We start from the raw sequence: 24,792 nt of genomic DNA, 5'->3' as shown, positions 1-24,792 counted from the left end.
GACATTCAACATTTGCGGCGTCTGACACACTGCTATCGCGAGCAGGCTCACTCCTACAATGATCTGTGGTGGATTCGAAATCCGTTGAAAAACGACCTCTATCTGTACTGAAAGCGCTACAGCGGAACGATATCACTACACCCTCTTCCAATCGCCGCTGTGCAAGGCTTTGATCCGCTTCAGCTTTTCTCCCTGCCCCAAGCTGTAGCGATTTCGCTACAGTCGCTCAATACCCACTACAACAAAATCCATATAACTATCTGATTTATATAGATAAACCCAAGATGGCCGCGTTCTTGCTAAGTAACCGTTCATAAAATCAGGGCTTTCCTGCCCGAGCCTTCCACCGCGTCCACCAGACGAGTCTGGCCCCCTTAGGAGTTTCCATGAGCGAGTTGCGTTTTACTGAAGATCACGAATGGCTGCGCACCGAAGCTGACGGCAGCGTTACTGTCGGCATCACCGCTTTCGCGCAGAACGCCCTGGGCGACGTGGTGTTCGTGCAACTGCCTGAGCTGCAGGCTTACGAAAAAGGCGCTGAAGCCGCCACCGTGGAATCGGTGAAAGCCGCCAGCGGCGTGTACATGCCCCTCGACGGTGAAGTTGTGGAAGTGAACCCGGCACTGGACGGCAGCCCGGAACTGGTCAACGAAGATCCGCTGGGCGAAGGCTGGTTCTTCCGCTTCCAGCCAAGCGACGCCTCGGCTGTGGCGAAACTGCTCGATCAGGACGCCTACGACCGTCTGATCAAAGCCCAAGCCGAAGCCTGAGGAGTAACGACATGACCCAAGTAAACCTCGGCACTGCCAACGAATTCATCGCCCGTCACATCGGCCCGCGCGCCGGTGACGAGCAAGCCATGCTCAACAGCCTCGGCTTCGACTCGCTCGAAGCGCTGAGCGCCAGCGTCATCCCGGAAAGCATCAAGGGCACCAGCGTGCTCGGCCTGGACGACGGCCTGAGCGAAGCCGATGCACTGGCGATGATCAAATCGATTGCCGGCAAAAACCAACTGTTCAAGACCTACATCGGCCAGGGCTACTACAACTGCCACACGCCGTCGCCGATCCTGCGCAACCTCCTGGAGAACCCAGCCTGGTACACCGCTTACACCCCGTACCAGCCGGAAATTTCCCAGGGCCGTCTCGAAGCGCTGCTGAACTTCCAGACCCTGATCAGCGACCTCACCGGCCTGCCAATCGCCAACGCCTCCTTGCTCGACGAAGCCACCGCCGCTGCCGAAGCCATGACCTTCTGCAAACGCCTGAGCAAGAACAAGGGCAGCCATCAGTTCTTCGCCTCGATCCACAGCCACCCGCAAACCCTCGACGTGCTGCGCACCCGTGCCGAGCCGCTGGGCATCGACGTGGTGGTCGGCGATGAGCGTGAACTGAGCGACGTCACGCCGTTCTTCGGCGCGCTGCTGCAATACCCGGCGAGCAACGGTGACCTGTTCGACTACCGCGAACTGACCGAGCGTTTCCACGCCGCCAACGCGCTGGTGGCCGTGGCCGCTGATCTGCTGGCTCTGACTTTGCTGACCGCTCCGGGCGAGTTCGGCGCCGACGTCGCCATCGGTTCCGCGCAACGCTTCGGCGTGCCGCTGGGCTTCGGTGGCCCGCACGCGGCCTATTTCTCTACCAAGGATGCGTTCAAGCGCGACATGCCGGGCCGTCTGGTCGGCGTGTCGGTTGACCGTTTCGGCAAGCCGGCGCTGCGTCTGGCGATGCAGACCCGCGAGCAACATATCCGCCGCGAGAAGGCCACCTCGAACATCTGCACCGCACAAGTGCTGCTGGCCAACATCGCCAGCATGTACGCCGTGTACCACGGCCCGAAAGGTCTGACGCAGATCGCCAACCGCGTGCATCACCTGACCGCGATTCTGGCCAAGGGCCTGAGCGCACTGGGCGCGAAAGTCGAGCAGACAAACTTCTTCGACACCCTGACCCTCGCCACCGGTGCACACACCGCCGCCCTGCACGACAAGGCACACGCCGCGCAGATCAACCTGCGGGTCATCGATGCCGAGCGTCTGGGCCTGTCGGTGGACGAAACCACCACCCAGGCTGACATCGAAACCCTGTGGAGCCTGTTCGCCGACGGCAAGACCCTGCCGGACTTCGCTGCGCTGGCCGCTTCGGTGCAAAGCACCATTCCGGCGGCGCTGGTACGTCAGTCGCCGATCCTCAGCCACCCGGTATTCAACCGTTATCACTCGGAAACCGAGCTGATGCGCTACCTGCGCAAACTGGCGGACAAGGACCTGGCACTGGATCGCACCATGATCCCGCTGGGCTCGTGCACCATGAAACTCAACGCCGCCAGCGAAATGATCCCGGTGACCTGGGCCGAATTCGGTGCCCTGCACCCGTTCGCCCCAGCCGCACAGAGCGCCGGTTATCAGCAACTGACCGACGAACTGGAAGCGATGCTCTGCGCCGCCACCGGTTACGACTCGATCTCGCTGCAACCCAACGCCGGTTCGCAGGGTGAATACGCTGGACTGCTGGCGATTCGCGCTTACCACCAGAGCCGTGGCGACGAGCGCCGCGACATCTGCCTGATTCCGTCGTCGGCTCACGGCACCAACCCGGCGACCGCCAACATGGCTGGCATGCGCGTGGTGGTGACCGCGTGCGATGCGCGTGGCAACGTCGATATCGAAGACCTGCGCGCCAAAGCCATCGAGCACCGCGAACACCTCGCGGCGCTGATGATCACCTACCCGTCGACCCACGGCGTGTTCGAGGAAGGTATCCGCGAAATCTGCGGAATCATTCACGACAACGGCGGCCAGGTGTACATCGACGGCGCCAACATGAACGCGATGGTCGGCCTCTGCGCGCCGGGCAAGTTCGGCGGCGATGTCTCGCACCTGAACCTGCACAAGACTTTCTGCATCCCGCACGGCGGTGGCGGCCCGGGCGTCGGCCCGATTGGCGTCAAGTCGCACCTGACCCCGTTCCTGCCGGGTCACGGCCAGATGGCACGCAAGGAAGGCGCGGTCTGTGCAGCGCCGTTCGGCAGCGCGAGCATTCTGCCGATCACCTGGATGTACATTCGCATGATGGGCGGCGCCGGTCTGAAGCGTGCTTCGCAACTGGCGATCCTCAATGCCAACTACATTTCCCGTCGCCTCGAAGAGCACTACCCAGTGCTGTACACCGGCAGCAACGGTCTGGTGGCGCACGAATGCATCCTCGACCTGCGTCCACTCAAAGACAGCAGCGGCATCAGCGTCGATGACGTTGCCAAGCGCCTGATCGACTTCGGTTTCCATGCGCCGACCATGTCGTTCCCGGTGGCCGGTACGCTGATGATCGAGCCGACCGAAAGCGAATCCAAAGAAGAACTGGACCGCTTCTGCGACGCCATGATCCGCATCCGCGAAGAAATCCGCGCGGTGGAAAACGGCACGCTGGACAAGGACGACAACCCGCTGAAAAACGCTCCGCACACCGCAGCGGAGCTGGTCGGCGAGTGGACCCATCCGTACAGCCGCGAGCAGGCGGTGTATCCGGTGGCGTCGTTGGTCGAAGGCAAATACTGGCCGCCGGTCGGTCGCGTCGACAACGTGTTCGGCGACCGCAACCTGGTCTGCGCCTGCCCGTCGATCGAAAGCTACGCTTAAACGGATGCGGGGCAGGTTTACCTGCCCCGATTTCAGCAAAACCATAGATCCCAATGTGGGAGCGGGCTTGCTCGCGAATGCGGTGTATCAATCGCCATCAATGTTGCCTGACACACCGCATTCGCGAGCAAGCCCGCTCCCACAGGGGATTTGTGTCCAGCCTCGAGCTTGCGCCAATTCCTATAACAAGAAACCGGAGAACCACTCATGTCGTTAAGCGTGTTCGACCTGTTCAAGATTGGCATCGGCCCTTCCAGCTCCCACACCGTCGGCCCGATGCGTGCCGCTGCGCGCTTCGCCGAAGGCCTGCGCCGCGACGACCTGCTGCCTGCAACGACCTCCGTCAAAGTCGAGCTGTACGGCTCGCTTGGCGCCACCGGCAAGGGTCACGGCAGCGACAAAGCCGTGCTGCTCGGCCTTGAAGGCGAACACCCGGACACCGTCGATACCGAAACCGTCGCCGCGCGTCTGCAGGAAATTCGCGGCAATGGCAGGCTGAATCTGCTCGGCGAACACAGCATCACGTTCAACGAGAAAGAACACCTGGCGATGATTCGCAAGCCGCTGGCCTATCACCCCAACGGCATGATCTTTCGCGCCTTCGATGCGGCAGGTATTCAGATCCGCAGCCGCGAGTACTATTCGGTGGGCGGTGGTTTTGTGGTCGATGAAGACGCGGCCGGGGCCGACCGCATCGTTGAAGACGCCACCCCACTGACCTTCCCGTTCAAAAGTGCCAAGGATTTGCTCGGTCACTGCGCCACCTACGGGCTGTCGATCAGCCAGGTGATGCTGACCAACGAAAGCGCCTGGCGCCCGGAGGCGGAGACACGCGCCGGTCTGCTGAAAATCTGGCAAGTGATGCAGGACTGCGTCGCCGCTGGCTGTCGCAACGAAGGCATTCTGCCGGGCGGGCTGAAGGTCAAACGCCGGGCGGCGGCATTGCACCGGCAACTGTGCAAGAACCCGGAATCGGCGCTGCGCGATCCGCTGTCCGTGCTCGACTGGGTCAACCTGTACGCCCTCGCCGTCAACGAAGAAAACGCCAACGGTGGCCGCGTAGTCACCGCACCCACCAACGGTGCGGCGGGGATTATTCCGGCGGTGCTGCATTACTACATGCGGTTTATCCCGGGGGCGAACGATGACGGCGTGGTGCGCTTTCTGCTGACCGCCGCCGCCATCGGCATTCTGTACAAGGAAAACGCCTCGATCTCCGGCGCCGAAGTCGGCTGTCAGGGCGAGGTCGGCGTGGCCTGCTCGATGGCGGCCGGCGCGTTGTGCGAAGTGCTCGGCGGCAGCGTGCAGCAAGTCGAAAACGCCGCGGAAATCGGCATGGAACACAACCTCGGCCTGACCTGCGACCCGATTGGCGGGCTGGTGCAGGTGCCGTGCATCGAGCGCAACGCCATGGGCTCGGTGAAAGCGATCAACGCGGTGCGCATGGCCATGCGCGGCGACGGACAACACTTCGTCTCGCTCGACAAAGTCATCCGCACCATGCGCCAGACCGGCGCCGACATGAAAAGCAAATACAAAGAGACCGCCCGCGGCGGTCTGGCAGTCAACATCATCGAATGCTAATTAGCCCCCTCTCCCCCCGGGAGAGGGTTGGCGTGAATCAAGGAGTTGCGCATGTCCACCGAACAACTGTCGAAAACCCCGCTGCACGCTCTGCACCTCGAACTCGGCGCCCGCATGGTGCCGTTCGCCGGCTACGACATGCCGGTGCAATACCCGCTGGGCGTGATGAAGGAGCACCAGCACACCCGCGAGCAGGCCGGGCTGTTCGATGTCTCGCACATGGGCCAGATCCGTCTGACCGGCGCCAATGCCGCCAAGGCCCTGGAAACCCTGGTACCGGTGGACATCATCGACCTGCCAGTGGGCATGCAGCGCTATGCGATGTTCACCAATGAGAGCGGCGGCATTCTCGATGATTTGATGGTCGCCAATCTGGGCAACGACGAGCTGTTCCTGGTGGTCAACGCCGCGTGCAAGGATCAGGATCTCGCGCATTTGCAACAACACATCGGCGACCGGTGCACCATTACGGAGCTGTTCGAAGCCCGCGCCCTGCTGGCGTTGCAAGGCCCGGCTGCGGTCACCGTGCTGGCGCGTCTTGCGCCAGAGGTGGCGAAGATGACCTTCATGCAGTTCAATCGCGTGCAACTGCTGGGCGTGGATTGCTTCGTCAGCCGCTCGGGTTACACCGGTGAAGACGGTTTCGAAATCTCCGTGCCCGCCGCCGATGCGGAAAAACTCGCCCGCGCTTTGCTCGCTGAACCGGAAGTCCAAGCCATCGGCCTCGGCGCCCGCGATTCGCTGCGCCTGGAAGCCGGCCTGTGCCTGTATGGCCACGACATGAATACCGACACCACCCCGATCGAAGCCAGCCTGTTGTGGGCGATCTCCAAGCCACGCCGTGCCGATGGCGCGCGCGCCGGTGGTTTCCCGGGTGCAGAGCAAGTATTTGCCCAACAGCAGAACGGTGTCGCGCGCAAACGCGTCGGCCTGCTGCCGCAGGAACGTACCCCGGTGCGTGAGGGCGCAGAAATCGTCAACGAAGCTGGCGAAATCATCGGCGGTGTGTGCAGCGGCGGCTTCGGTCCGACCCTGGGTGGCCCGTTGGCGATGGGTTACCTCGACAGCGCTTATGTCACTCTCGACACACCCGTCTGGGCCATCGTTCGTGGGAAAAAGGTGCAAATGCTTGTAAGCAAAATGCCATTTGTTCCACAACGCTACTATCGTGGTTGATTGACTGTTTCTATAAGTAACGCGATTGCGTTATGCGTGCACTAATGTGTAACGCAATCGCCACAAAAAAGTGCATTTTCTAACATCTGATTCGATTATGAACTTTACTTATAACGTTCGAAAACAATTGAACAAGCTAATCGTCTAAGCCTGCACTAGTGGATTGATTAACTGCCTGCAGGGGCAGGTAAACCGGGGCCTTCGCGGGGCTTGTTTTTTCTCCCGTAGTTGGCGTAGAGTTTGTTCACTGTGTTTGCATGGGTCAGCTTGGAATCGTGACCTGGGCAGTAGCCTACAAAGTTAGCTACATCCCGCTCGACGTCTTCTTACTCTCCTGCAACCAGCCCCAGTACTCTTTCATGAGAAAGAGACTGTCATCAATTTATGCGTCAAAGGATATAAGAAATGTCGACACGTCAGAGCGGTACCGTCAAGTGGTTTAACGACGAGAAAGGTTTTGGTTTTATCACTCCAGAAAGCGGTCCGGATCTGTTCGTGCATTTCCGCGCCATTCAGGGCAACGGCTTCAAGAGCCTGAAAGAAGGCCAGAAAGTGACCTTCGTTGCTGTGCAAGGCCAGAAAGGCATGCAGGCTGATGAAGTACAAGCAGAAGGCTAATCTTCTGTAACGAAAAAGCCCCTGATATTGATATCAGGGGCTTTTTTGTGCGCGCGAATCCGTAAAATGGCGCTTCATTCTGCGTCCAGAGGCTGCCATGTCGAAAAACCTGCTCACTCCCCAGGGCGACTTTCCTGCTGTTGGCCTCGGCCGCCGCCTGGCAGCCATGTTCTATGACTTCCTGCTGTGCACCGCCCTGCTGATCGTCACCGGATTCGTCTACAAGTTGATCCAGGCAGCGATCATCGGTGAAGAGCGCCTGCGCGCGCTGACCGACGCCGGGAAAATGGATGGCGATCCACTGTATTCCACGGTGCTGCTGCTGGTGCTGTTTGCGTTCTTCGCCAAGTTCTGGACTCACGGTGGTCAGACACTGGGCATGCAGGTGTGGGGCATACGTGTGCAGAACGCCGATGGCAGCGCGATCAGCCTGTGGCAGGCGCTGCTGCGGTTTATGGTGTCGATCGCTTCGTGGCTGTGCGCAGGGCTTGGATTCTTCTGGTCGCTGTACGACAAGCAGAAGCGCACCTGGCACGACATCTATTCCGATACCCGCGTGGTGCGGATTCCGAAGAAGAGCAAATAAACTCCAGACGCCAGATACCAATGTGGGAGCGGGCTTGCTCGCGAAGGCGGTGTATCAGTCACCTTTTGCATCGACTGATACACCGCCTTCGCGAGCAAGCCCGCTCCCACAGGTTTTGCGTGTTGCCTCAACGAGCTTAAGCGTTACCCGCCAGCTTCATCCGCGCCGCCTGAGTGAAATCCAGCATGCGCTTCAACGGACGTATCGCCTGCGGAATCAACGCCGGATCAACAAAGATCTCGTTCGTCCCTTCCTTCAGGCTCTTGAGCGTGCGCTCAAGGGTGTTCATGGCCATCCACGGGCAATGTGCGCAACTGCGGCACGCTGCGCCGTTACCGGCGGTTGGCGCCTCGATGAAGACCTTGTCCGGGCACAACTGCTGCATCTTGTAGAAGATGCCACGGTCGGTGGCGACGATCAGGGTCTTGTTCGGCAGGCTTTGCGCGGCAGCGATCAACTGACTGGTGGAACCGACGGCGTCGGCCAGTTCGATCACCGAGGTCGGCGACTCGGGGTGCACCAGAATCGCGGCGTCCGGGTACAGCGCTTTCATGTCTTCGAGCTGCTTGGACTTGAATTCCTCGTGGACGATGCAGGCACCGTCCCACAGCAGCATGTCGGCGCCGGTCTTGCGCTGAATGTAAGTGCCCAGGTGCTTGTCCGGGCCCCAGATAATGGTCTCGCCGTTGTCCATCAGGCTTTCGACGATCTCCAGCGCACAGCTCGACGTCACTACCCAGTCAGCCCGGGCTTTGACGGCTGCCGAGGTGTTGGCGTATACCACCACCGTGCGCTCCGGATGCTGATCGCAGAACGCCGAGAACTCGTCCACCGGGCAACCGAGGTCCAGCGAGCAGGTCGCGTCCAGGGTCGGCATCAGCACGCGTTTTTCCGGGTTGAGGATCTTTGCGGTCTCGCCCATGAACTTCACGCCGGCGACCACCACGGTCTTGGCCGGATGGGCATTGCCGAAGCGGGCCATCTCCAGGGAGTCGGACACACAGCCACCGGTTTCTTCGGCCAGGGCCTGAATCACCGGATCGCAATAGAAGTGGGCCACCAGCACCGCGTCCTGAGCCTTGAGCTCGGCGGCGATGGCGGAACGGTAGTAGGCCTCTTCCTCGGCACTCAGCGGTTTGGGCTGTTTGGCATCGAGGTGGGCTTGAACCAGAAGGCGTTCGGAAATCTGCGTCATGTTCGCAAGACCTGCAGGCGCTTTCGCGCGAAAGTCGAGTATACACCCGGCTCCGGACCGCTTGAGGGTACCGCCGGGAGAGTGAGTTTTTATCAGGCACGGACAGCGTTGAAGCTGCGCAAGGCTACAGAATATCCCGTTGATACAAAAGATGATTCTGACCTGTGTCAGCGCAGACAACGATCAAGGGAGAGGCGCCTGATTTGCAGGCAAAAAAAAACCCGGAAATCCTCACTTTCGTGGGCCTTCCGGATTTTCTAAACCGCCAAATATGGTGGGTCGTGTGGGATTCGAACCTACGACCAATTGGTTAAAAGCCAACTGCTCTACCAACTGAGCTAACGACCCGCTGTGTGGTGGCGCGTATAATACTGATTTTTAAGGACTATTCAACACTTTTTTGAAAAAAATCAAAAATAAGGTGTTGGATCGCTTACACCGGCCGCTGCGAAGCCTTCTGCACGCAGGCGGCAGCTGTCGCATTTGCCGCACGCACGGCCTTCATCGTCCGCCTGATAGCAGGATACGGTCAGGCCATAATCCACACCGAGCTTCACGCCCGCCTGAACGATCTGCGCCTTGCTCAGGTTCTGCAGCGGTGCCTGAATGCGGAAGCCGTTGCCTTCCACGCCAGCCTTGGTCGCCAGGTTGGCCATGCGCTCGAACGACTCGATGAACTCGGGACGGCAATCCGGGTAACCGGAATAGTCCACCGCGTTGACGCCGATAAAGATGTCACGCGCACCGAGCACTTCAGCCCAGCCCAGCGCCAGCGACAGGAACACGGTGTTGCGCGCCGGCACGTAGGTCACCGGAATGCCCTCGCCCAGCTCTTCCGGAATGTCGATGCTGGTGTCGGTCAGCGCCGAGCCGCCCATGCCGTTCAGATTCAGACCGATCACTTTGTGCTCGACCACACCCAGATCGCGGGCAACACGTGCGGCGGCGTGCAATTCAGCGTGAGAGCGCTGGCCGTAATCAAAACTCATGGTGTAGCAGGTGTAACCTTCAGCCCGGGCCATCGCCACGACCGTCGCCGAATCCAGACCACCCGACAGCAGGATTACCGCACGTTTTTCATTAGTGTTCAGTTGTTCAGTCATATCAGCGCCCCGGCTCGTCATTCCATAGATATTTATGCAGCTGCAATTGCAACCGCACCGGCAGGTTGTCTGCCACCACCCAGTCCGCCAGATCCCTGGCATTGAGGTCATGATGACTTGGGGAAAACAGCACTTCTCCCGCACGTCGATCGAGACCGTACTGGATCAGCTTCGAGACCGCCCAGTCATAGTCGTCCCGCGAGCAGATGACAAACTTCACCTGATCGTTGGGCGTCAGCAGTTCGATATTTTCGTAGCGGTTGCGATGCGCCTCTTTAGAGTCCGGCGTCTTCAAGTCGACTACGCGACTGACGCGTGAATCTACCGCCGAGATGTCGAGCGCACCACTGGTTTCCAGTGACACTTCGTAACCGGCATCGCACAACTGTTTAAGCAAAGGGATGGCGTTTGGCTGTGCGAGCGGCTCACCGCCGGTCACACAGACATAGCGCGGACGATATCCGGCCACTTGCTCGAGGATGTCGTCGAGGGTGCGGATCGTACCGCCGCTGAACGCATAGGCACTGTCGCAGTATTGGCAACGCAACGGGCAACCGGTCAGGCGCACAAAAACCGTGGGCAGCCCGGCAGTCCGTGTTTCCCCCTGCAACGAGTAGAAAACTTCGGTAATTCTCAATGTGTCTTGCATAGTCGCCACGGGCGTAACAGCTAAACAGGCTGTCCGCCTCCGTCAGGCACTTCAAGCAACCCCGCCAACGCGTAGATCACCAGAAGCGTGTTTCAGAAAAAGGGCGTGAATTCTAACGAAAAAACCCGCGACAAGCGCGGGTTTCTTCCAAACGGGTCAAACACATTTACATGCGTTGCAGATCGCGTTGAGCCAGCTGAGCCGCAGAGGTACCCGGGTATTGGGAAACCACCTGCTGCAGAATGCCTTTGACCTTGTCGGTGTGACCGAGGCGGCGCTCTACGTCAGCCAGCTTGTACAGCGAATCCGGCACTTTGGCGTGCTTGGGATAGAGCTGCGACACCTTGGCAAAAGCCTGACCTGCACCTTGCAGATCGCCCTTGGCCAGGTTCACTTCACCCAACCAGTATTGGGCGTTGCCCGCGTACTGGCTGTTCGGGTATTTGCGCAAGAATGCCGAGAAAGCCTGGCTGGCCTTGTCGAAATCCTTGGCTTTGATCAGGTCGAAAGCCGCATCGTAATACAGCTTTTCCTTGGCCGGATCACCCGGTTCGCTACTCGCAGCAGGTGCCTGGGCGGCAGCAGCCCCGGCGCCAGCGGCAGCACCGGCAGCAGCACTTGCATCGCCACCGGCAGAAGAATTCTCAGGAGTCGCGGCAGGTGCAGCACCGGATCCTATGCGCCGATCAAGATCCTGGTATCGCTCCAGGGATTCCTGCTTCATGCGCGCAACCTGATTCTGCAGTTCTTCGATCACGCCTTGCTGGCGCGATATCTGATCCTGCATCTGTTGCAGTTGGTTGAACAGCATGCCCTGTGCCGAGGCAGGGGCCGAAGCCGCTCCCCCGGCATAGGCGCCGTTCGTACCGTAACCCGCAGGCGGATAACTGCTCCCGCTATTGTTATAACCGGAGTTGTCATCGACCACAGGAACCGCAGCCCACACCGCAAGCGGTGCGAGACTGAGAGCCAGGACAGTTACAGCACGACGGCACGTTCGCATATCGAATTACTTACGCAGTTCGACGCGACGGTTTTGAGCCCAGGACTGCTCGTCGTTGCCGGTAGCAACTGGACGCTCTTCGCCGTAGGAAACCAGTTCCAGCTGAGCTGGGGAAACACCTTGCAGTACCAGGTAGCGCTGAACGGCTTTCGCACGACGCTCGCCCAGTGCCATGTTGTACTCACGAGTACCACGTTCGTCGGTGTTGCCTTCCAGAACAACGCGAGCGCCGTTTGCTTTCAGGTCTTTGGCGTGAACGTCCAGAGCGCGCATGGCTTCTGGCTTCAGGTCCGAGCTGTCGTATTCGAAGTAGAAGGTGGTGATTGCGCGCAGAGCAGCTTCTTCGCTCAGGGAACCGTCAACGGCACCAGTGTTTGCGCCGTAACCAGCGTTTGGATCAACAGCGCCTTCACCGGCGTTGTCGCCGCCTTTGGACGAGCAACCTACAGCTACAGCCATGGCCAGAGCCAGCGCAGCAAATTTACCAAACTTCAGCATTTCCATCGTGAAACTCCTAATGAACCCCAGTGTGTTAAGTAAAACGTAAAGCGCCGCGTCAGTTCAGGTAAGGGGACCAGGACGGTTCTCTGACTTCGCCTTGTGCGGTAGGAAGCGGGAGCCTCACGCGTCCATTAATGGACACGAGCATCAAGACTCCCCGGCCCTGCTGGCGGGTGGCGTAGATTACCATGGTGCCGTTGGGCGCAACAGTAGGTGACTCGTCCAGAGTGCTATCAGTGAGGATCTTTACACTACCTCGCTGCAAATCCTGGGCCGCCACCTTGAAATTGGTGAAACCATCCTGGCGATGGATCATCACCAGAGTCTTTTCATCAGCCGAAAGCTTCGGGTTGGCGTTGTAGTTGCCAATGAAGGTCACACGCTCGGCACCACCGCCGCTGGCGCTGGTTTTGTAGATCTGCGGCTTGCCGCCACGGTCCGAGGTGAAGTAGATGGTCGAACCATCCTTGCCCCAGTACGGTTCGGTGTTGATGCCAGGACCTGCAGTCACACGAGTGATCTGACGCGAACCCAGGTTCATCACATAGATGTCCGGGTTACCGTCTTTCGACAGGACGAAAGCCAGGCGATTGCCATCCGGCGACCAGGCTGGCGCGCCGTTCAGGCCTTCGAAGTTGGTGATCTGCTCACGGCGACCGGTGTCGATGTTCTGCATGAAGATCCGTGGACGCTTCTGCTCGAACGACACATAGGCGATGCGCTTGCCATCCGGCGCGAAACGCGGCGACAGGATCGGCTCGCGCGATTGCAGTAGGGTCACGGCACGTGCGCCGTCGTAGTCCGAACGCTGCAGGGTGTAGCGAGTGTTCTTCTCGGAGAAACGCTCGGCTGTCACGTACAGCAGACGAGTCGAAAACGCACCTTTGATACCGGTGAGTTTTTCGAACGACTGGTCCGAGATGAAGTGCGCCATGTCACGCAGTTGCTCGGTGGTACCGGACACACTGCCGTCAGCCACTTTCTGCTCGGTGGCCACGTTGAACAGTGCCCACTGCACCTGCAGACGACCGCCCGCTGGAGCAATGCTGCCGACCATCATGTACTGAGCACCCACCGCCTTCCAGTCACGGAAGATGATTTCGCTCGGCTGGCTTGGCTGACTGATCATGTTTTGCTTTGGAATCGGCGAGTAGTAGCCCGAGTTCCGCAAATCGTTACCAATGATTTCTGCCATGTCATCCGGCAACACGGCACCGCCCTGCATACCGAACGGTACGACGGCGATCGGAGTCGCCCGATCGCTGCCGCTGGTGACCAGAATGTTCTTTTCATCCGCCATCGCGATCCCTGCCATGCAGCAGATCACGACCAGCATTCCTCGAAGAAGGTTTCTCACAAGGCTAGATCCTCAGGTGTGAATGTCATCTTGAATGAACGATACGGAGCGAAATCGCTCGGCTTCATTCCCTGCATTTCCGTCAAACGTCCAATATTCTTGACCGCCGCGACTGCCGAAGCATCGAACGGACCGTCGCCACTGGACTTGGCCACGCTGACCGAAGTCACCGTACCGTCCGGCAACATGCCGATTTGCAGCACGACCGTCATGCCTTTGCGTGCCGAAGGAGGACGCGCCCAGCCTTCCGCTGCGCGAGCACGAATCAGGTCATCGAAACTGCCCGCGACTTCGTCACCCTGTTCATCGGCCAAGGCCTGCTGACGCTGCGGCGTGTCGGAAAGCAAATCTGCGAGGGCCTGAGCCTTTTTCTCTTCGGCGGATTTACGTGCCGCTTCCTGCGATTTCTTCTTCGCAGCATCGGCAGCAGCTTTCTTCTTCGCTTCGTCGGCGACTTTCTTCTTCGCCTCTTCAGCTTCAGCTTTTTTCTTGGCGTCTTCGGCGGCTTTCTTCTTCGCGTCTTCGACGATCTTCTTCTTGGCTTCTTCAGCGGCCTCTTTCTTGGCCTCTTCTTTAGCCTCTTCTTCGGCTTTCTTCTTGGCTATATCAGCCAATTGTTTCTCTTCTGCCTTCTTGGCCTCGGCTTTCTTCGCATCGTCGGCTTTCTTGGCTTCATCAGCCTTTTTCGCCTCGTCCGCTTTCTTCGCCTGATCGGCCTTCTTGGCTTCCTCGGCCTTTTGAGCCGCTTCTTCTTTCTTTTGTTCCGCAGCCTTCACCGCTTCCTGCTCGACCTTTTTCTGTTCCATCTGCTCGACTTCGGTCTGGCGCGCGGCGGATTTCTTCGCCTCACCCGCAATCTTCTGATTGGTCTGGGTGGTTGCCTGACTTTTCGATTTCAGCTGGTATAGGGTCGCCTGGACAATCGGCTTGGCCGGCGGCAACTCTGGTGTGAAGGCGAAACTGACGAACAGCATGCCGAACACCAGCACGTGCAGGACAATCGCCAGAACACTAGGCCAGAAGTAGCTTTCCGAGGCGGACGGCTCTCGCTGTTGCTGCATCAGGGGGCCTCGGTAATCAAACCAACATTACCGACCCCGGCTTTCTGCAACCCGCCCATGGCCCCCATGACGGAGCCGTAGTCGACCGACTTGTCGCCACGAATAAAGACCTGGGTACGCTTGCCACCTTCGGTGCCGGCACGAATGATCTTGGTCACCGCGTCAGTCATCTGCGGCAGCGTCATTGCCCTGTCCTGCTGCTTTTCAGTGTCGACTTCGCTGCCAAGGTTCCAGTAGTAGGTCTTGTCAGCCTTGATCGAAATGGTCAGCACCTGAGTGTTGTTGTCCTGCGGCAAGGCTTCGCTGGAAACCTTGGGCAGATCCACTTTCACGCCCTGATTGAGCATCGGCGCGGTCACCATGAAGATAACCAGCAGCACCAGCATCACGTCGATGTATGGCACCACGTTCATCTCGGCGACCGGCTTGCGCTTGTTTCGGGCTCGAGCGATTAAAGCCATCGGGAAATACCTGCTTATTCTTCGCTGGTGTGCACTTTGCGGTGCAGGATCGCCTGGAACTCATCGGCGAAGGTGTAGTAGCGGCTCAGCAAGGTTTCGCTGCGGGCAGAGAAACGGTTGTAAGCGATAACGGCCGGGATCGCGGCGAACAGGCCGATCGCGGTGGCGATCAGGGCTTCGGCGATACCCGGCGCCACGGTGGCCAGGGTCGCTTGCTGGGCCTGAGCCAGACCACGGAAGGAGTTCATGATGCCCCACACGGTACCGAACAGACCGATGTACGGGCTGACCGAACCGACAGTGGCGAGGAACGGCAGGCTCTGCTCCAGCTTCTCTTCTTCGCGGGAGATGGCAACGCGCATGGCACGCGCCACACCTTCCATCACCGCTTCAGGGTCAACACCTGGCTGCTGACGCAGACGGGAGAATTCCTTGAAACCGGCACGGAAGATCTGCTCCACGCCCGAATCCGGATCCGGGTTGCTGCCGGCCTGACGGTACAGCTTGGACAGATCGATACCCGACCAGAAGCGCTCTTCGAAGCTCTCCAGGGCGCGTCGACCGGCGCGCAACAGATTGCTGCGCTGAAAGATCATGATCCATGAGGTCACCGATGCGGCCACCAGGGTCAACATTACCAACTGCACCACGATGCTGGCATTGCTGACCAGGCTCCACATGGAGGAATGGTCGACGACGTTAGCTTCCACGCTTTATCTCCTGCTTTGAGTGTGTACCCGTGCCGCCCGCGTCGGCAAAGGCCGCACGCAAGGATTCGGGCATGGCCCGGGGTTTCAAACTGTCGGTGCGCACACAGGCCACCAGAAACTGCCCTTCACAGAGCAGCGCATTATCCGTGGCCCGCCTGACCTGCTGTTTAAAGCGCAGGCTGGCACGGTTCAATTCGATTACATCAGCGCTTACCAACAGTTCGTCGTCCAGTCGCGCCGGCGCGTGGTAGCGCGCTTCGCTGGAATGCACGACAAACAACAGGTCCTCCCCTGCCAGTTCCGACTGGGCAAAGCCCAGCGTCCGGAGCCGCTCGGTTCGAGCCCGTTCCATAAACTTGAGGTAATTAACGTAATACACGATGCCGCCGGCATCGGTGTCCTCGTAATAAACGCGACAACGATGTGCGAACGGCTCAAGCCCGTTTTGCGCGCGCATACTCTAGTGCTTACTCCTCGGGTTGCCAATCCGGCCAGGCAACTGTTTTTTCAGTGTTTAAGGCTTTACCGCAAAAGTACCGTCCTGTGACAGTACAAACGCTGAATAAATCGCCAATAAATGTGTATCAATCGTCCAAGGCATCGAGAAACTCGTCTGCCACGGGCATTTCGCCCATTCGTGACGGAATGTTTAAACCGAAATGCAGATACGCATGCCGTGTCACCACCCTGCCCCGTGGCGTACGCATGATGTAGCCCTGCTGGATCAGGTACGGCTCCAGCACGTCTTCAATGGTATGACGCTCTTCGCTGATCGCCGCCGCGAGGCTGTCGATGCCTACCGGACCGCCATCGAACTTCTCGATCATGGTCAGCAGCAAGCGCCGGTCCTGATGATCGAAGCCGTGTTCGTCGACGTCCAGCAGGTTCAACGCCAAATCGGCCACCGACTTGGTGATATGGCCCTTGGCGCGCACTTCGGCAAAATCGCGCACCCGACGCAGTAGACGGTTGGCGATTCGCGGCGTACCACGGGCACGACGAGCGATTTCGAAAGAACCCTCCGGATCCAGTGGCAGACCGAGAATAGCCGCAGACCGACTGACAATCGTCGCCAGATCCGCCGTGCTGTAGAACTCCAGACGCTGGACGATACCGAAGCGGTCACGCAACGGGTTGGTCAGCATGCCGGCACGAGTAGTGGCGCCCACCAGAGTGAACGGTGGCAAATCCAGCTTGATCGAGCGCGCCGCCGGCCCTTCGCCGATCATGATGTCGAGCTGGAAGTCTTCCATCGCCGGGTACAGCACTTCTTCAACGATGGGTGACAGACGATGGATTTCGTCGATGAACAACACGTCGTGCGGCTCAAGATTGGTCAGCAGTGCCGCCAGGTCGCCCGGACGCTCAAGTACCGGGCCGGACGTGCTCTTGATCGACACGCCCATTTCCTGGGCGATGATGTTGGCCAGCGTGGTTTTACCCAGACCCGGCGGGCCGAAGATCAACGTGTGATCCAGCGATTCACTGCGACCACGCGCCGCCTGGATGAACAGCTCCATCTGCTCGCGGACAGTCGGCTGGCCAATATAGTCGGCCAGGCTGACCGGGCGAATGGCCCGGTCCTGGACTTCTTCGCGCTCACGCGGGCTGTGCGCGGCGGCGATCAGACGATCAGCTTCAATCACTTAAATCATTCCCTTCAGGGCGCGGCGGATCAGGTCTTCACTGCTCAAATTCTTGTCCTTGATGGCGGTAATCGCCTTGCTCGCTTCCTGCGGTTTGTAGCCCAGAGAAATCAGCGCGCTGACCGCATCGTTTTCAGCGGTATTGACCGGCGCCGGGCCGTCCGGCTGATTCGGCACCAGGGCGAACATGGCCGGTGAGGTTTCCCAGGCCTTGAAGCGATCCTTCAATTCGACCAGCAGACGCTCGGCGGTTTTCTTGCCAACCCCCGGCACCTTGGTCAGCGCCGAAGTGTCCTGGGATTGCACGCAGCGGATCAGTTCATCGACTTCCAGGCTCGACATCAAGGCCAGGGCCAGTTTCGGTCCGACACCATTGAGACGGATCAACTCGCGAAAAAAGTCTCGCTCACGCTTGCCGGCGAAACCATAGAGTAACTGCGCGTCTTCGCGTACGACCAAATGGGTATGCAGCGTCAGCGGTTCACCGACCGACGGCAGACGATAAAGGGTGGTCATGGGCACTTCCAGCTCATACCCGAGGCCGTTTACATCCAGAATCAGGTGCGGCGGCTGTTTCTCAGCCAAGGTGCCGCGCAAGCGTCCAATCACGTTTCAGATCCTTGAGCGTTGGCCAGCCGTGGGCTGGCGACAGATGGAAGGCGGGAATCGGGCCGACGACCCAGGCGCGAAATCCGCATTCCGCAAAAATGATTGCTGATGCTATCAGAGACGCAGGCGCCCGCCACGACTGCGTGCGGTTCCCAGACCATGCGGCAGCAGGCTGGAACGGGTGTGCGCGTGACAAATCGCGATGGCCAGGGCATCCGAGGCATCGATCTGCGGTTTGCTGGTCAGCTTGAGCATGTGCATGACCATCATCTGCACCTGTTCCTTATTGGCGGCGCCGGTGCCGACCACCGCTTGCTTGACCTGGGTTGCGGTGTACTCGGCAATTTCCAGGCTTTCCTCGGCACCGGCAACGATTGCCGCACCGCGAGCCTGGCCGAGCTTGAGAGCCGAATCGGCGTTTTTCGCCATGAACACTTTTTCGATGCCCATGGTCACCGGGCCATAGGTCTGAATGATTTCACGCACGCCGCGATAAACGATTTGCAGCCGCTCATGCAGCTCGCCGGCGCCGGTACGGATGCAGCCGGAGGCCACGTAGATGCAGCCGCCGCGGCCGGTATCGCGAACAACCCCGTAACCGGTGATGCGCGAGCCGGGGTCGATACCCAGAATTAAAGTCATAACGCCTGCGGATTCGGTAGAAACACGAAATTCAAAACAGCGAATAACCAATGTGGGAGCGGGCTTGCTCGCGAATGCGGCGTGTCATTCAGCATTGATGCTTGTTGATTCGCCGCATTTGCGAGCAAGCCCGCTCCCACATTGAAGCCTAGTCGCTCTTAACCGAGCTGAGCGGCCACATCTTCCGGAATGTCCGCGTTGGAGTAGACGTTCTGCACGTCATCCAGATCCTCGAGCATGTCGATCAGCTTGAGCACCTTCTCCGCGCCTTCCAGATCCAGTTCGGCACTGGTGGTCGGCTGCATGACGATTTCTGCGTCGTCACCCTTGAACCCGGCCCCTTCCAGCGCGTTACGCACGGCATAGAAGCTGGTGAACGAGGTGAGCACGTCGATCGAGCCGTCTTCATGGCTGACCACGTCGTCGGCATCGGCTTCCAGCGCCGCTTCGGTCAGCGCGTCTTCATCGACGCCCGGGGCAAAGCTGATCTGCCCCTTACGCTCGAACAGATACGCAACCGAACCGTCGGTACCAAGGTTGCCGCCACATTTGCTGAACGCATGGCGCACGGCAGCTGCGGTACGGTTGCGGTTATCGGTCATGCACTCGACCATCACCGCCACGCCGCCCGGGCCGTAACCTTCATAGGTCAGCTCTTCAACGTTGTCCGCTTCGGTCGCACCGGCGCCACGCGCAACGGCACGGTCGATGATGTCGCGGCTCATGTTCGCGCCGAGAGCCTTGTCCAGGGCCAGGCGCAGACGCGGGTTGGAACCCGGATCGCCGCCGCCCTGACGGGCCGCAACGGTCAGCTCACGGATCCACTTGGTGAAGATCTTGCCTCTCTTGGCATCCTGACGTTCTTTGCGGTGCTTGATGTTCGCCCACTTGGAATGACCTGCCATAACTCGCTCCGAATTCTCTTGAAACGTTGCCCGCCCTGCTCATGCAGCGACCAGCAAACAAAAAATCTCGACCTGCTCTCTATAGATAGAAAAAAGGCGCATCCGAAGATGCGCCTTCAGGCCCGTCTTACTCAGCCTTTGGCGTTTCGCGCAAACGAATGTGCAGCTCGCGCAGTGCCTTGGCATCCACCACACCCGGCGCTTGCGTCATGACGTCCGCAGCACTCTGGGTTTTCGGGAAGGCGATCACTTCACGGATCGACTGGGCGCCGGTCATCAGCATCACCAGACGGTCCAGACCGAAGGCCAGACCACCGTGCGGCGGTGCACCGTACTTCAGCGCGTCGAGCAGGAAGCCGAACTTCTCTTCCTGTTCCGCTTCATTGATACCCAGCAGGCGGAACACCGCTTGCTGCATTTCCTTGCGGTGGATACGGATCGAACCGCCACCCAGCTCGGTACCGTTGAGCACCATGTCGTAGGCGCGGGACAGAGCGCCGGCCGGATTGGCTTCCAGCTCTTCAGGGGAGCACTTCGGTGCGGTGAACGGGTGGTGCAGTGCAGAGAAGCTGCCGTCGTCGTTTTCTTCGAACATCGGGAAGTCGACGACCCACATTGGCGCCCACTTGCAGGTCAGCAGGTCGAGGTCGTGACCGAGCTTGATACGCAGCGCGCCCAGGGCTTCGCTGACGATCTTGGCCTTGTCGGCGCCGAAGAACACGATGTCGCCGTCAACCGCGCCGACGCGATCGAGGATCACGTTCAGGTTGGCTTCAGGGATGTTTTTCACGATCGGCGATTGCAGACCTTCAACACCGGCAGCGCGCTCGTTGACCTTGATGTACGCCAGGCCCTTGGCACCGTAGATGCCGACGAACTTGGTGTAGTCGTCGATCTGCTTGCGCGGCATGCTCGCCCCGCCTGGAACGCGCAGTGCAGCGATACGGCATTTCGGATCGTTGGCCGGGCCGCTGAAGACCTTGAATTCGACTTCTTTGAGTTGATCGGCGACGTCGACCAGTTCCAGCGGGTTACGCAGGTCCGGCTTGTCGGAACCGTAACGACGCATGGCTTCTTCGAAGGTCATGTGAGGGAATTCGCCGAATTCCAGATCCAGCACTTCCTTGAACAGGTTGCGGATCATGCCTTCGGTCAGGCCCATGATGTCTTTTTCGTCGAGGAAGCTGGTCTCGATGTCGATCTGAGTGAACTCAGGCTGACGGTCGGCACGCAGGTCTTCGTCGCGGAAGCACTTGGCGATCTGGTAGTAACGGTCGAAACCGGCAACCATCAGCAGTTGCTTGAACAGCTGAGGCGATTGCGGCAGCGCGAAGAACGAACCGGCGTGAGTACGGCTCGGCACCAGGTAGTCGCGGGCGCCTTCCGGGGTAGCACGGGTCAGGATCGGTGTTTCGACGTCGAGGAAGCCGTTCTCGTCGAGGAAGCGACGGATGCTGGTGGTCATGCGCGAACGCAGACGCAGCTTCTCGGCCATTTCCGGACGACGCAGGTCCAGGAAGCGGTAGCGCAGGCGGGTTTCTTCGCCGACGTCGGAGTATTCGTTGAGCGGGAACGGCGGGGTTTCCGACTCGTTCAGCACTTCCAGTTCGTAGCCGAGCACTTCGATCATGCCCGACGCCATGTTGGCGTTGGTCGCACCGGCCGGACGCAGACGCACCTTGCCGGTGATCTTCACGACGTATTCGCTGCGCACGCGATCGGCGGCGGCGAAGCTCTCGGCGCGATCCGGATCGAACACCACCTGAGCCAGACCATCACGATCACGGATATCGAGGAAAATCACCCCGCCGTGGTCGCGACGACGGTGAACCCATCCGCAAAGGGTAATTTCCTGGCCTTCCAGGCTTTCGTTCAGTTGGCCGCAATAATGGCTGCGCATCATGGTAGTGGTTTCGCTTCTCGTAATTCGAAATTCGGTGGAGATCCCGTCGCACTCAAGCACTGCGAAATCTCACGCGTGTCGTTCGACCTGGGCCTGAACCCTAGTCAGATTTGTCGCCACCGGCCAGATTCTTCTTGGCTCCGGTCTTGAAATCGGTTTCGTACCAACCGCTGCCGCTGAGGCGAAAACCCGGCATGGACAGCTGTTTCTTGAGCTCTGGCGCCTGACAGGCAGGGCAGTCGACCAGCGGTGCCTCGCTGATCTTTTGAATGGCTTCCAACTGATGACCACAGGAAGCACATTGATAATCGTACATCGGCATGGAGGTGTCTCGGCGATCAGATTGCCACCGCGCGCAGGGCTTTGCGGCGAAAGAGCGGGATTATATCCATTAAATGCGGGCTGTGCAGCCGTAAGACTGCAGAGCCCGCCACGTCATTTCAAGTATTGGCCGTTCAGGGCATGACGGCCGTAGGGGTATCCCGCAGACCATTCATCACACACACCACCCGCACCAGACCGCTGAAGTTTTTCACCCCGCCGTGGCGCAGGTGCACCTGACGGTCAACGTGGGACAGCAACGTACTGACCGAACAGCCATTGTGCCCAGCCATCTCACCGAGAATGTTCCAGTAAACCTGCTCGAGCCTCAAGCATGTGGCGAACCCGTTCAAGCGCACTGACCTTGCCAGCGGCCGGATCAGCTCGAAGTCGAAATCGCTGACAAACGGGTCGACCTTCATTTCCTGCTGCGAACCGACAAGTTCGCTTCGCCTGTCTCCACCTACCATATCGCTGACACTCCTTTGCCATCGCTGCTTTTTATAAAGACAACATCCTGTGTCTTCATAAAAACGCAGACGCAAAGTCAGCGCCAGACGACTAGTTGCCCAGCTGCGTAGGATAAGCCGACATGTTCGGTAAGATTTGAAACAGCGCGCGGACATCCACCACCCCGGGACATCCGCGCACCGGACTATCAGGTCTCGAGCAACGCACGCAGCATCCACGCGGTCTTCTCATGCACCTGCATACGCTGGGTCAGCAGGTCGGCCGTCGGCTCGTCACTGACTTTGTCCAGAAGCGGGAAGATGCCGCGAGCGGTGCGCGTCACCGCTTCCTGACCCTCGACCAACTGTTTGATCATGTCCTCGGCGCTTGGCACGCCGACTTCTTCCTTGATAGAGGAAAGACGCGCGTAAGTCGCGTAGGCGCCCGGTGCCGGAAAACCCAGGGCCCGAATGCGCTCGGCGATCAGGTCCACGGCCAGCGCCAGCTCGTTGTATTGCTCTTCGAACATCAGATGCAGGGTCCTGAACATGGGACCGGTGACGTTCCAGTGGAAGTTATGGGTTTTCAGATACAGCACGTAGGTGTCCGACAGCAGCCGCGACAGCCCCTCGACGATGGACTTGCGGTCTTCTTCACTGATACCGATATCGATTGCCATGTTTACCCCCTAAGGCGATTGAATTCATCCAACAGGTGCAGACCCACTCTAGCAAGGCAGGCGCCACCTCGCAGCCGGCAATCTTCGCTCGCCGTGCGACAAATCGACCGGGCCGGTGCCGCTGGCCGGGGTAATTTGAGTAGCTGCAGGCTTTGCTGTTAAATAGACAGTGTGTCGCTACGCCCCATTTTTCAGGGGTGTCGTGCATAGGCTGATGCCGGGCACGTGTCCAACGCCTCTTTATTGTTCCGAAGCGAACCGTGCGCCTTCAGCTCTTCCTTGTGAGCCGTCATAACGTGAGCCAATCAAAATGTTGAAAATCGTCCACCTGCTAATGGGCGCAGCGGCCTTGCTGCTGTCGTTCATACCTAGCCTGAAATCCGAAGCCGTTCCTTACCTGCAACAACCCGATGCACTTTACCTGGCCTTTTTCGGCCTGCTGAACCTGGTCATCGCTCCAGTGATCCCTTACTGGAACAAAGGCCCGCGCCAGCATCTGCAAAATCTGGTCAGCGCTCTTCTCGTGCTGACTGTCGTCCTGCAAACCCTGACCCTGATCGCACCGATGCCTGTCATCGCCGGTCAACCGGCAGTGTTGTTCAGCCTGGTGATCGCCCTGGTTGCCGTGGTTGTGCACCTGGCCGTGAGCTTCTACAAATCTTCACCGACTGCCGCACCTGTCAGCTATGACATGAGCAACCGCGATACCGGTACCGTCAAGTGGTTCAACACCTCCAAAGGCTTCGGCTTTATCTCCCGGGATTCCGGCGATGATATTTTCGTGCACTTTCGGGCAATCCGTGGCGAAGGCCACCGCGTACTGGTCGAAGGCCAGCGCGTTGAGTTCTCGGTGATGAACCGGGATAAAGGCCTGCAAGCCGAGGATGTGATCGCCGCCCTGCCGCGTCGCTGATCCAAGGCAAGAAAAAACCGCGAGCAGCCTGGCTGATCGCGGTTTTTTTACGCCGTTATAAAAGCGCCGACATCAGTAGTGTGGCGGTGGCGCCTCTTCCTCGAAAGCATCGAACTGCCCAACCATTTCTTCCTGACGCTTGAGTACCGCAGCCATTTGCAGTTGCAGGCGCTCGATCACGCGCTGCTGCGCCACCAGTTCGTCGTTCAACGCCTGAATGGTGTCATCCTGAAAGGCCAGGCGGCTTTCCAGATCGGTAACGCGCTCTTCAAGGCTCATCGCTCAATCCTCCAGAAACGTGAAGTGCTCAGTCAGCACCAGGCGCAGCCGTTCACGGATGGCCGCAACCTCCTCGGCGCCATAGGGTTTGGCCGGGTGTTTGCCCCAGACCGGCGCTGGCCATGCCGCATCGTCACGCTTACGCACGATCACATGCATATGCAGCTGGCTGACAACGTTGCCCAGGGTAGCGACGTTCAGCTTGTCGGCATCGAACAGGTCCTTGAGCAACTCGGCCAGCGCGGTGGTTTCCTGCCACAACTGCTGCTGGTCGGCGACATCCAACTGAAACAACTCACTGATATCGTCGCGACGAGGCACCAGGATGAACCACGGGTAATTGGCGTCGTTGGACAGCAGCAGTCGGCAGAGCGGGAAGTCGCCGATGGTCAGGGTGTCCTGTTGAAGTCGTGAATCTAAAGCAATCACTGCGTGCACTCCCGGCTGATCTACATAATTCAGCTTAGCGGCCATCCAGACAGGCAACGCACCAAGCGACAGGCAGGCAGCATACCTGCGAATGCGCCGAGCTTCACGATGAGTGCACTCGACCAGGCCACCACAGCCCTGACAAGAGACAACTACAAAGAATGTGCACCATCCCGGAGCCTGAACCGGCCTCGAACGCGAGCTACTAGCCGAAACAGCCTTGGCCATCCGGTGACAGACTCACCGCAAGCTGTATGAATCCGGTACAGCCTGTAAATTTTTTGCACCAAAACCGCACAGTGCGTCTACGCTGAGTGCGTCGGGCATCCGCCAAATACTCACTGACGGGGTGAACCGGTAACGTTTTTGGTTGTCACG

General features: G+C 59.2%; 27 protein-coding genes and 1 tRNA gene. 7 read left to right on the top strand and 21 right to left on the bottom strand.

Annotated elements, in window-relative coordinates:
• Window positions 1-386 precede the first annotated feature (386 nt).
• The 6 genes from gcvH to LCH64_RS03780 all read left to right on the top strand — a co-directional run bounded on the left by gcvH (window position 387) and on the right by LCH64_RS03780 (window position 7,598).
• Window positions 387-770, top strand: coding sequence for a glycine cleavage system protein GcvH (gcvH, locus tag LCH64_RS03805; protein WP_003227486.1), 384 nt, complete (start codon window positions 387-389; stop codon window positions 768-770).
• Window positions 767-3,634 (top strand): aminomethyl-transferring glycine dehydrogenase, encoded by a 2,868-nt coding sequence (gene gcvP, locus LCH64_RS03800; protein ID WP_226499730.1) that lies wholly within the window; start codon window positions 767-769, stop codon window positions 3,632-3,634. Before gcvH ends, gcvP begins: the two co-directional genes overlap by 4 nt.
• Before the next feature lie 207 nt (window positions 3,635-3,841).
• The gene (locus tag LCH64_RS03795; RefSeq protein ID WP_226499535.1) at window positions 3,842-5,218 is read left to right on the top strand and encodes an L-serine ammonia-lyase; all 1,377 of its coding nucleotides are present in this window, start codon (window positions 3,842-3,844) and stop codon (window positions 5,216-5,218) included.
• A 51-nt stretch (window positions 5,219-5,269) separates the two neighbouring features.
• Complete coding sequence (gcvT, locus tag LCH64_RS03790; RefSeq protein WP_226499534.1) at window positions 5,270-6,394, top strand: glycine cleavage system aminomethyltransferase GcvT; 1,125 nt, start codon at window positions 5,270-5,272, stop codon at window positions 6,392-6,394.
• A gap of 405 nt (window positions 6,395-6,799) precedes the next feature.
• On the top strand, window positions 6,800-7,012 hold the full coding sequence (locus LCH64_RS03785) for a cold-shock protein (RefSeq protein ID WP_003237709.1): 213 nt from the start codon (window positions 6,800-6,802) through the stop codon (window positions 7,010-7,012).
• 97 nt (window positions 7,013-7,109) lie between these two features.
• Window positions 7,110-7,598 (top strand): RDD family protein, encoded by a 489-nt coding sequence (locus LCH64_RS03780; RefSeq protein WP_226499533.1) that lies wholly within the window; start codon window positions 7,110-7,112, stop codon window positions 7,596-7,598.
• Window positions 7,599-7,734: 136 nt separating this feature from the next.
• Here LCH64_RS03780 and nadA read toward each other — a convergent pair whose 3' ends face one another.
• From nadA to LCH64_RS03685, 19 genes are all read right to left on the bottom strand, one after another.
• On the bottom strand, window positions 7,735-8,793 hold the full coding sequence (nadA, locus tag LCH64_RS03775; RefSeq protein WP_025112797.1) for a quinolinate synthase NadA: 1,059 nt from the start codon (window positions 8,791-8,793) through the stop codon (window positions 7,735-7,737).
• A gap of 272 nt (window positions 8,794-9,065) precedes the next feature.
• A tRNA-Lys gene (locus LCH64_RS03770) sits at window positions 9,066-9,141 on the bottom strand.
• Between the two features lie 62 nt (window positions 9,142-9,203).
• On the bottom strand, window positions 9,204-9,896 hold the full coding sequence (gene queC / locus LCH64_RS03765) for a 7-cyano-7-deazaguanine synthase QueC (protein WP_226499532.1): 693 nt from the start codon (window positions 9,894-9,896) through the stop codon (window positions 9,204-9,206).
• Window position 9,897: 1 nt separating this feature from the next.
• Window positions 9,898-10,545 carry a 7-carboxy-7-deazaguanine synthase QueE gene (gene queE, locus LCH64_RS03760; RefSeq protein ID WP_003227504.1) on the bottom strand — a complete coding sequence of 216 codons (648 nt, stop codon included), beginning with the start codon at window positions 10,543-10,545 and terminating at the stop codon, window positions 9,898-9,900.
• Between the two features lie 166 nt (window positions 10,546-10,711).
• Window positions 10,712-11,548 carry a tol-pal system protein YbgF gene (gene ybgF / locus LCH64_RS03755; RefSeq protein ID WP_226499531.1) on the bottom strand — a complete coding sequence of 279 codons (837 nt, stop codon included), beginning with the start codon at window positions 11,546-11,548 and terminating at the stop codon, window positions 10,712-10,714.
• A 6-nt stretch (window positions 11,549-11,554) separates the two neighbouring features.
• Window positions 11,555-12,052 (bottom strand): peptidoglycan-associated lipoprotein Pal, encoded by a 498-nt coding sequence (pal, locus tag LCH64_RS03750; RefSeq protein ID WP_003178634.1) that lies wholly within the window; start codon window positions 12,050-12,052, stop codon window positions 11,555-11,557.
• Between the two features lie 52 nt (window positions 12,053-12,104).
• Window positions 12,105-13,385: a Tol-Pal system beta propeller repeat protein TolB gene (gene tolB, locus LCH64_RS03745; protein ID WP_164747834.1), complete on the bottom strand. Its 1,281-nt coding sequence runs from the start codon at window positions 13,383-13,385 to the stop codon at window positions 12,105-12,107.
• A gap of 17 nt (window positions 13,386-13,402) precedes the next feature.
• Window positions 13,403-14,467: a cell envelope integrity protein TolA gene (tolA, locus tag LCH64_RS03740; protein WP_098965272.1), complete on the bottom strand. Its 1,065-nt coding sequence runs from the start codon at window positions 14,465-14,467 to the stop codon at window positions 13,403-13,405.
• On the bottom strand, window positions 14,467-14,919 hold the full coding sequence (gene tolR, locus LCH64_RS03735) for a protein TolR (RefSeq protein ID WP_177434691.1): 453 nt from the start codon (window positions 14,917-14,919) through the stop codon (window positions 14,467-14,469). Before tolR ends, tolA begins: the two co-directional genes overlap by 1 nt.
• 23 nt (window positions 14,920-14,942) lie before the next feature.
• The gene (tolQ, locus tag LCH64_RS03730; protein WP_003227517.1) at window positions 14,943-15,638 is read right to left on the bottom strand and encodes a protein TolQ; all 696 of its coding nucleotides are present in this window, start codon (window positions 15,636-15,638) and stop codon (window positions 14,943-14,945) included.
• Window positions 15,628-16,095, bottom strand: coding sequence for a tol-pal system-associated acyl-CoA thioesterase (gene ybgC, locus LCH64_RS03725; protein WP_003227519.1), 468 nt, complete (start codon window positions 16,093-16,095; stop codon window positions 15,628-15,630). The genes tolQ and ybgC overlap by 11 nt, the downstream gene beginning before the upstream one ends.
• Before the next feature lie 127 nt (window positions 16,096-16,222).
• Complete coding sequence (gene ruvB, locus LCH64_RS03720) at window positions 16,223-17,284, bottom strand: Holliday junction branch migration DNA helicase RuvB (protein WP_003227521.1); 1,062 nt, start codon at window positions 17,282-17,284, stop codon at window positions 16,223-16,225.
• Entirely contained in the window at window positions 17,285-17,893 is a 609-nt protein-coding gene (ruvA, locus tag LCH64_RS03715) for a Holliday junction branch migration protein RuvA (RefSeq protein ID WP_003227522.1), read from the bottom strand.
• A 114-nt stretch (window positions 17,894-18,007) separates the two neighbouring features.
• A complete protein-coding gene (ruvC, locus tag LCH64_RS03710; protein WP_003227525.1) occupies window positions 18,008-18,535 on the bottom strand; it encodes a crossover junction endodeoxyribonuclease RuvC in 528 nt (175 codons plus the stop codon).
• 158 nt (window positions 18,536-18,693) lie between these two features.
• Entirely contained in the window at window positions 18,694-19,440 is a 747-nt protein-coding gene (locus LCH64_RS03705; protein ID WP_226499530.1) for a YebC/PmpR family DNA-binding transcriptional regulator, read from the bottom strand.
• Window positions 19,441-19,567: 127 nt separating this feature from the next.
• On the bottom strand, window positions 19,568-21,343 hold the full coding sequence (gene aspS, locus LCH64_RS03700; protein WP_003227530.1) for an aspartate--tRNA ligase: 1,776 nt from the start codon (window positions 21,341-21,343) through the stop codon (window positions 19,568-19,570).
• A 100-nt stretch (window positions 21,344-21,443) separates the two neighbouring features.
• Window positions 21,444-21,665 (bottom strand): zinc ribbon domain-containing protein, encoded by a 222-nt coding sequence (locus LCH64_RS03695; protein ID WP_003227532.1) that lies wholly within the window; start codon window positions 21,663-21,665, stop codon window positions 21,444-21,446.
• 133 nt (window positions 21,666-21,798) lie between these two features.
• Window positions 21,799-22,134, bottom strand: a complete 336-nt coding sequence (locus LCH64_RS03690; RefSeq protein WP_003227534.1) for a ribbon-helix-helix domain-containing protein — start codon at window positions 22,132-22,134, stop codon at window positions 21,799-21,801.
• Window positions 22,135-22,322: 188 nt separating this feature from the next.
• The gene (locus LCH64_RS03685) at window positions 22,323-22,793 is read right to left on the bottom strand and encodes a Dps family protein (protein ID WP_003227537.1); all 471 of its coding nucleotides are present in this window, start codon (window positions 22,791-22,793) and stop codon (window positions 22,323-22,325) included.
• A gap of 310 nt (window positions 22,794-23,103) precedes the next feature.
• On the opposite strand from LCH64_RS03685, the gene LCH64_RS28305 reads away from it, so the two are divergent.
• Entirely contained in the window at window positions 23,104-23,706 is a 603-nt protein-coding gene (locus LCH64_RS28305; RefSeq protein WP_096795089.1) for a cold-shock protein, read from the top strand.
• A 72-nt stretch (window positions 23,707-23,778) separates the two neighbouring features.
• Here LCH64_RS28305 and LCH64_RS03675 read toward each other — a convergent pair whose 3' ends face one another.
• Both LCH64_RS03675 and LCH64_RS03670 read right to left on the bottom strand, forming a co-directional pair.
• A complete protein-coding gene (locus LCH64_RS03675) occupies window positions 23,779-23,985 on the bottom strand; it encodes a SlyX family protein (RefSeq protein WP_003227541.1) in 207 nt (68 codons plus the stop codon).
• Between the two features lie 3 nt (window positions 23,986-23,988).
• Window positions 23,989-24,414 (bottom strand): HIT domain-containing protein, encoded by a 426-nt coding sequence (locus LCH64_RS03670; protein ID WP_226499529.1) that lies wholly within the window; start codon window positions 24,412-24,414, stop codon window positions 23,989-23,991.
• Window positions 24,415-24,792 lie beyond the last annotated feature (378 nt).

Source organism: Pseudomonas sp. MWU16-30322, from assembly GCF_020515535.1.
In the GTDB taxonomy this organism is placed as follows: Bacteria; Pseudomonadota; Gammaproteobacteria; order Pseudomonadales; family Pseudomonadaceae; genus Aquipseudomonas; species Aquipseudomonas fluorescens_H.
The sequence above is the reverse complement of the archived record's forward strand: the minus strand, read 5'-3'. Positions and strand labels throughout refer to the sequence as shown.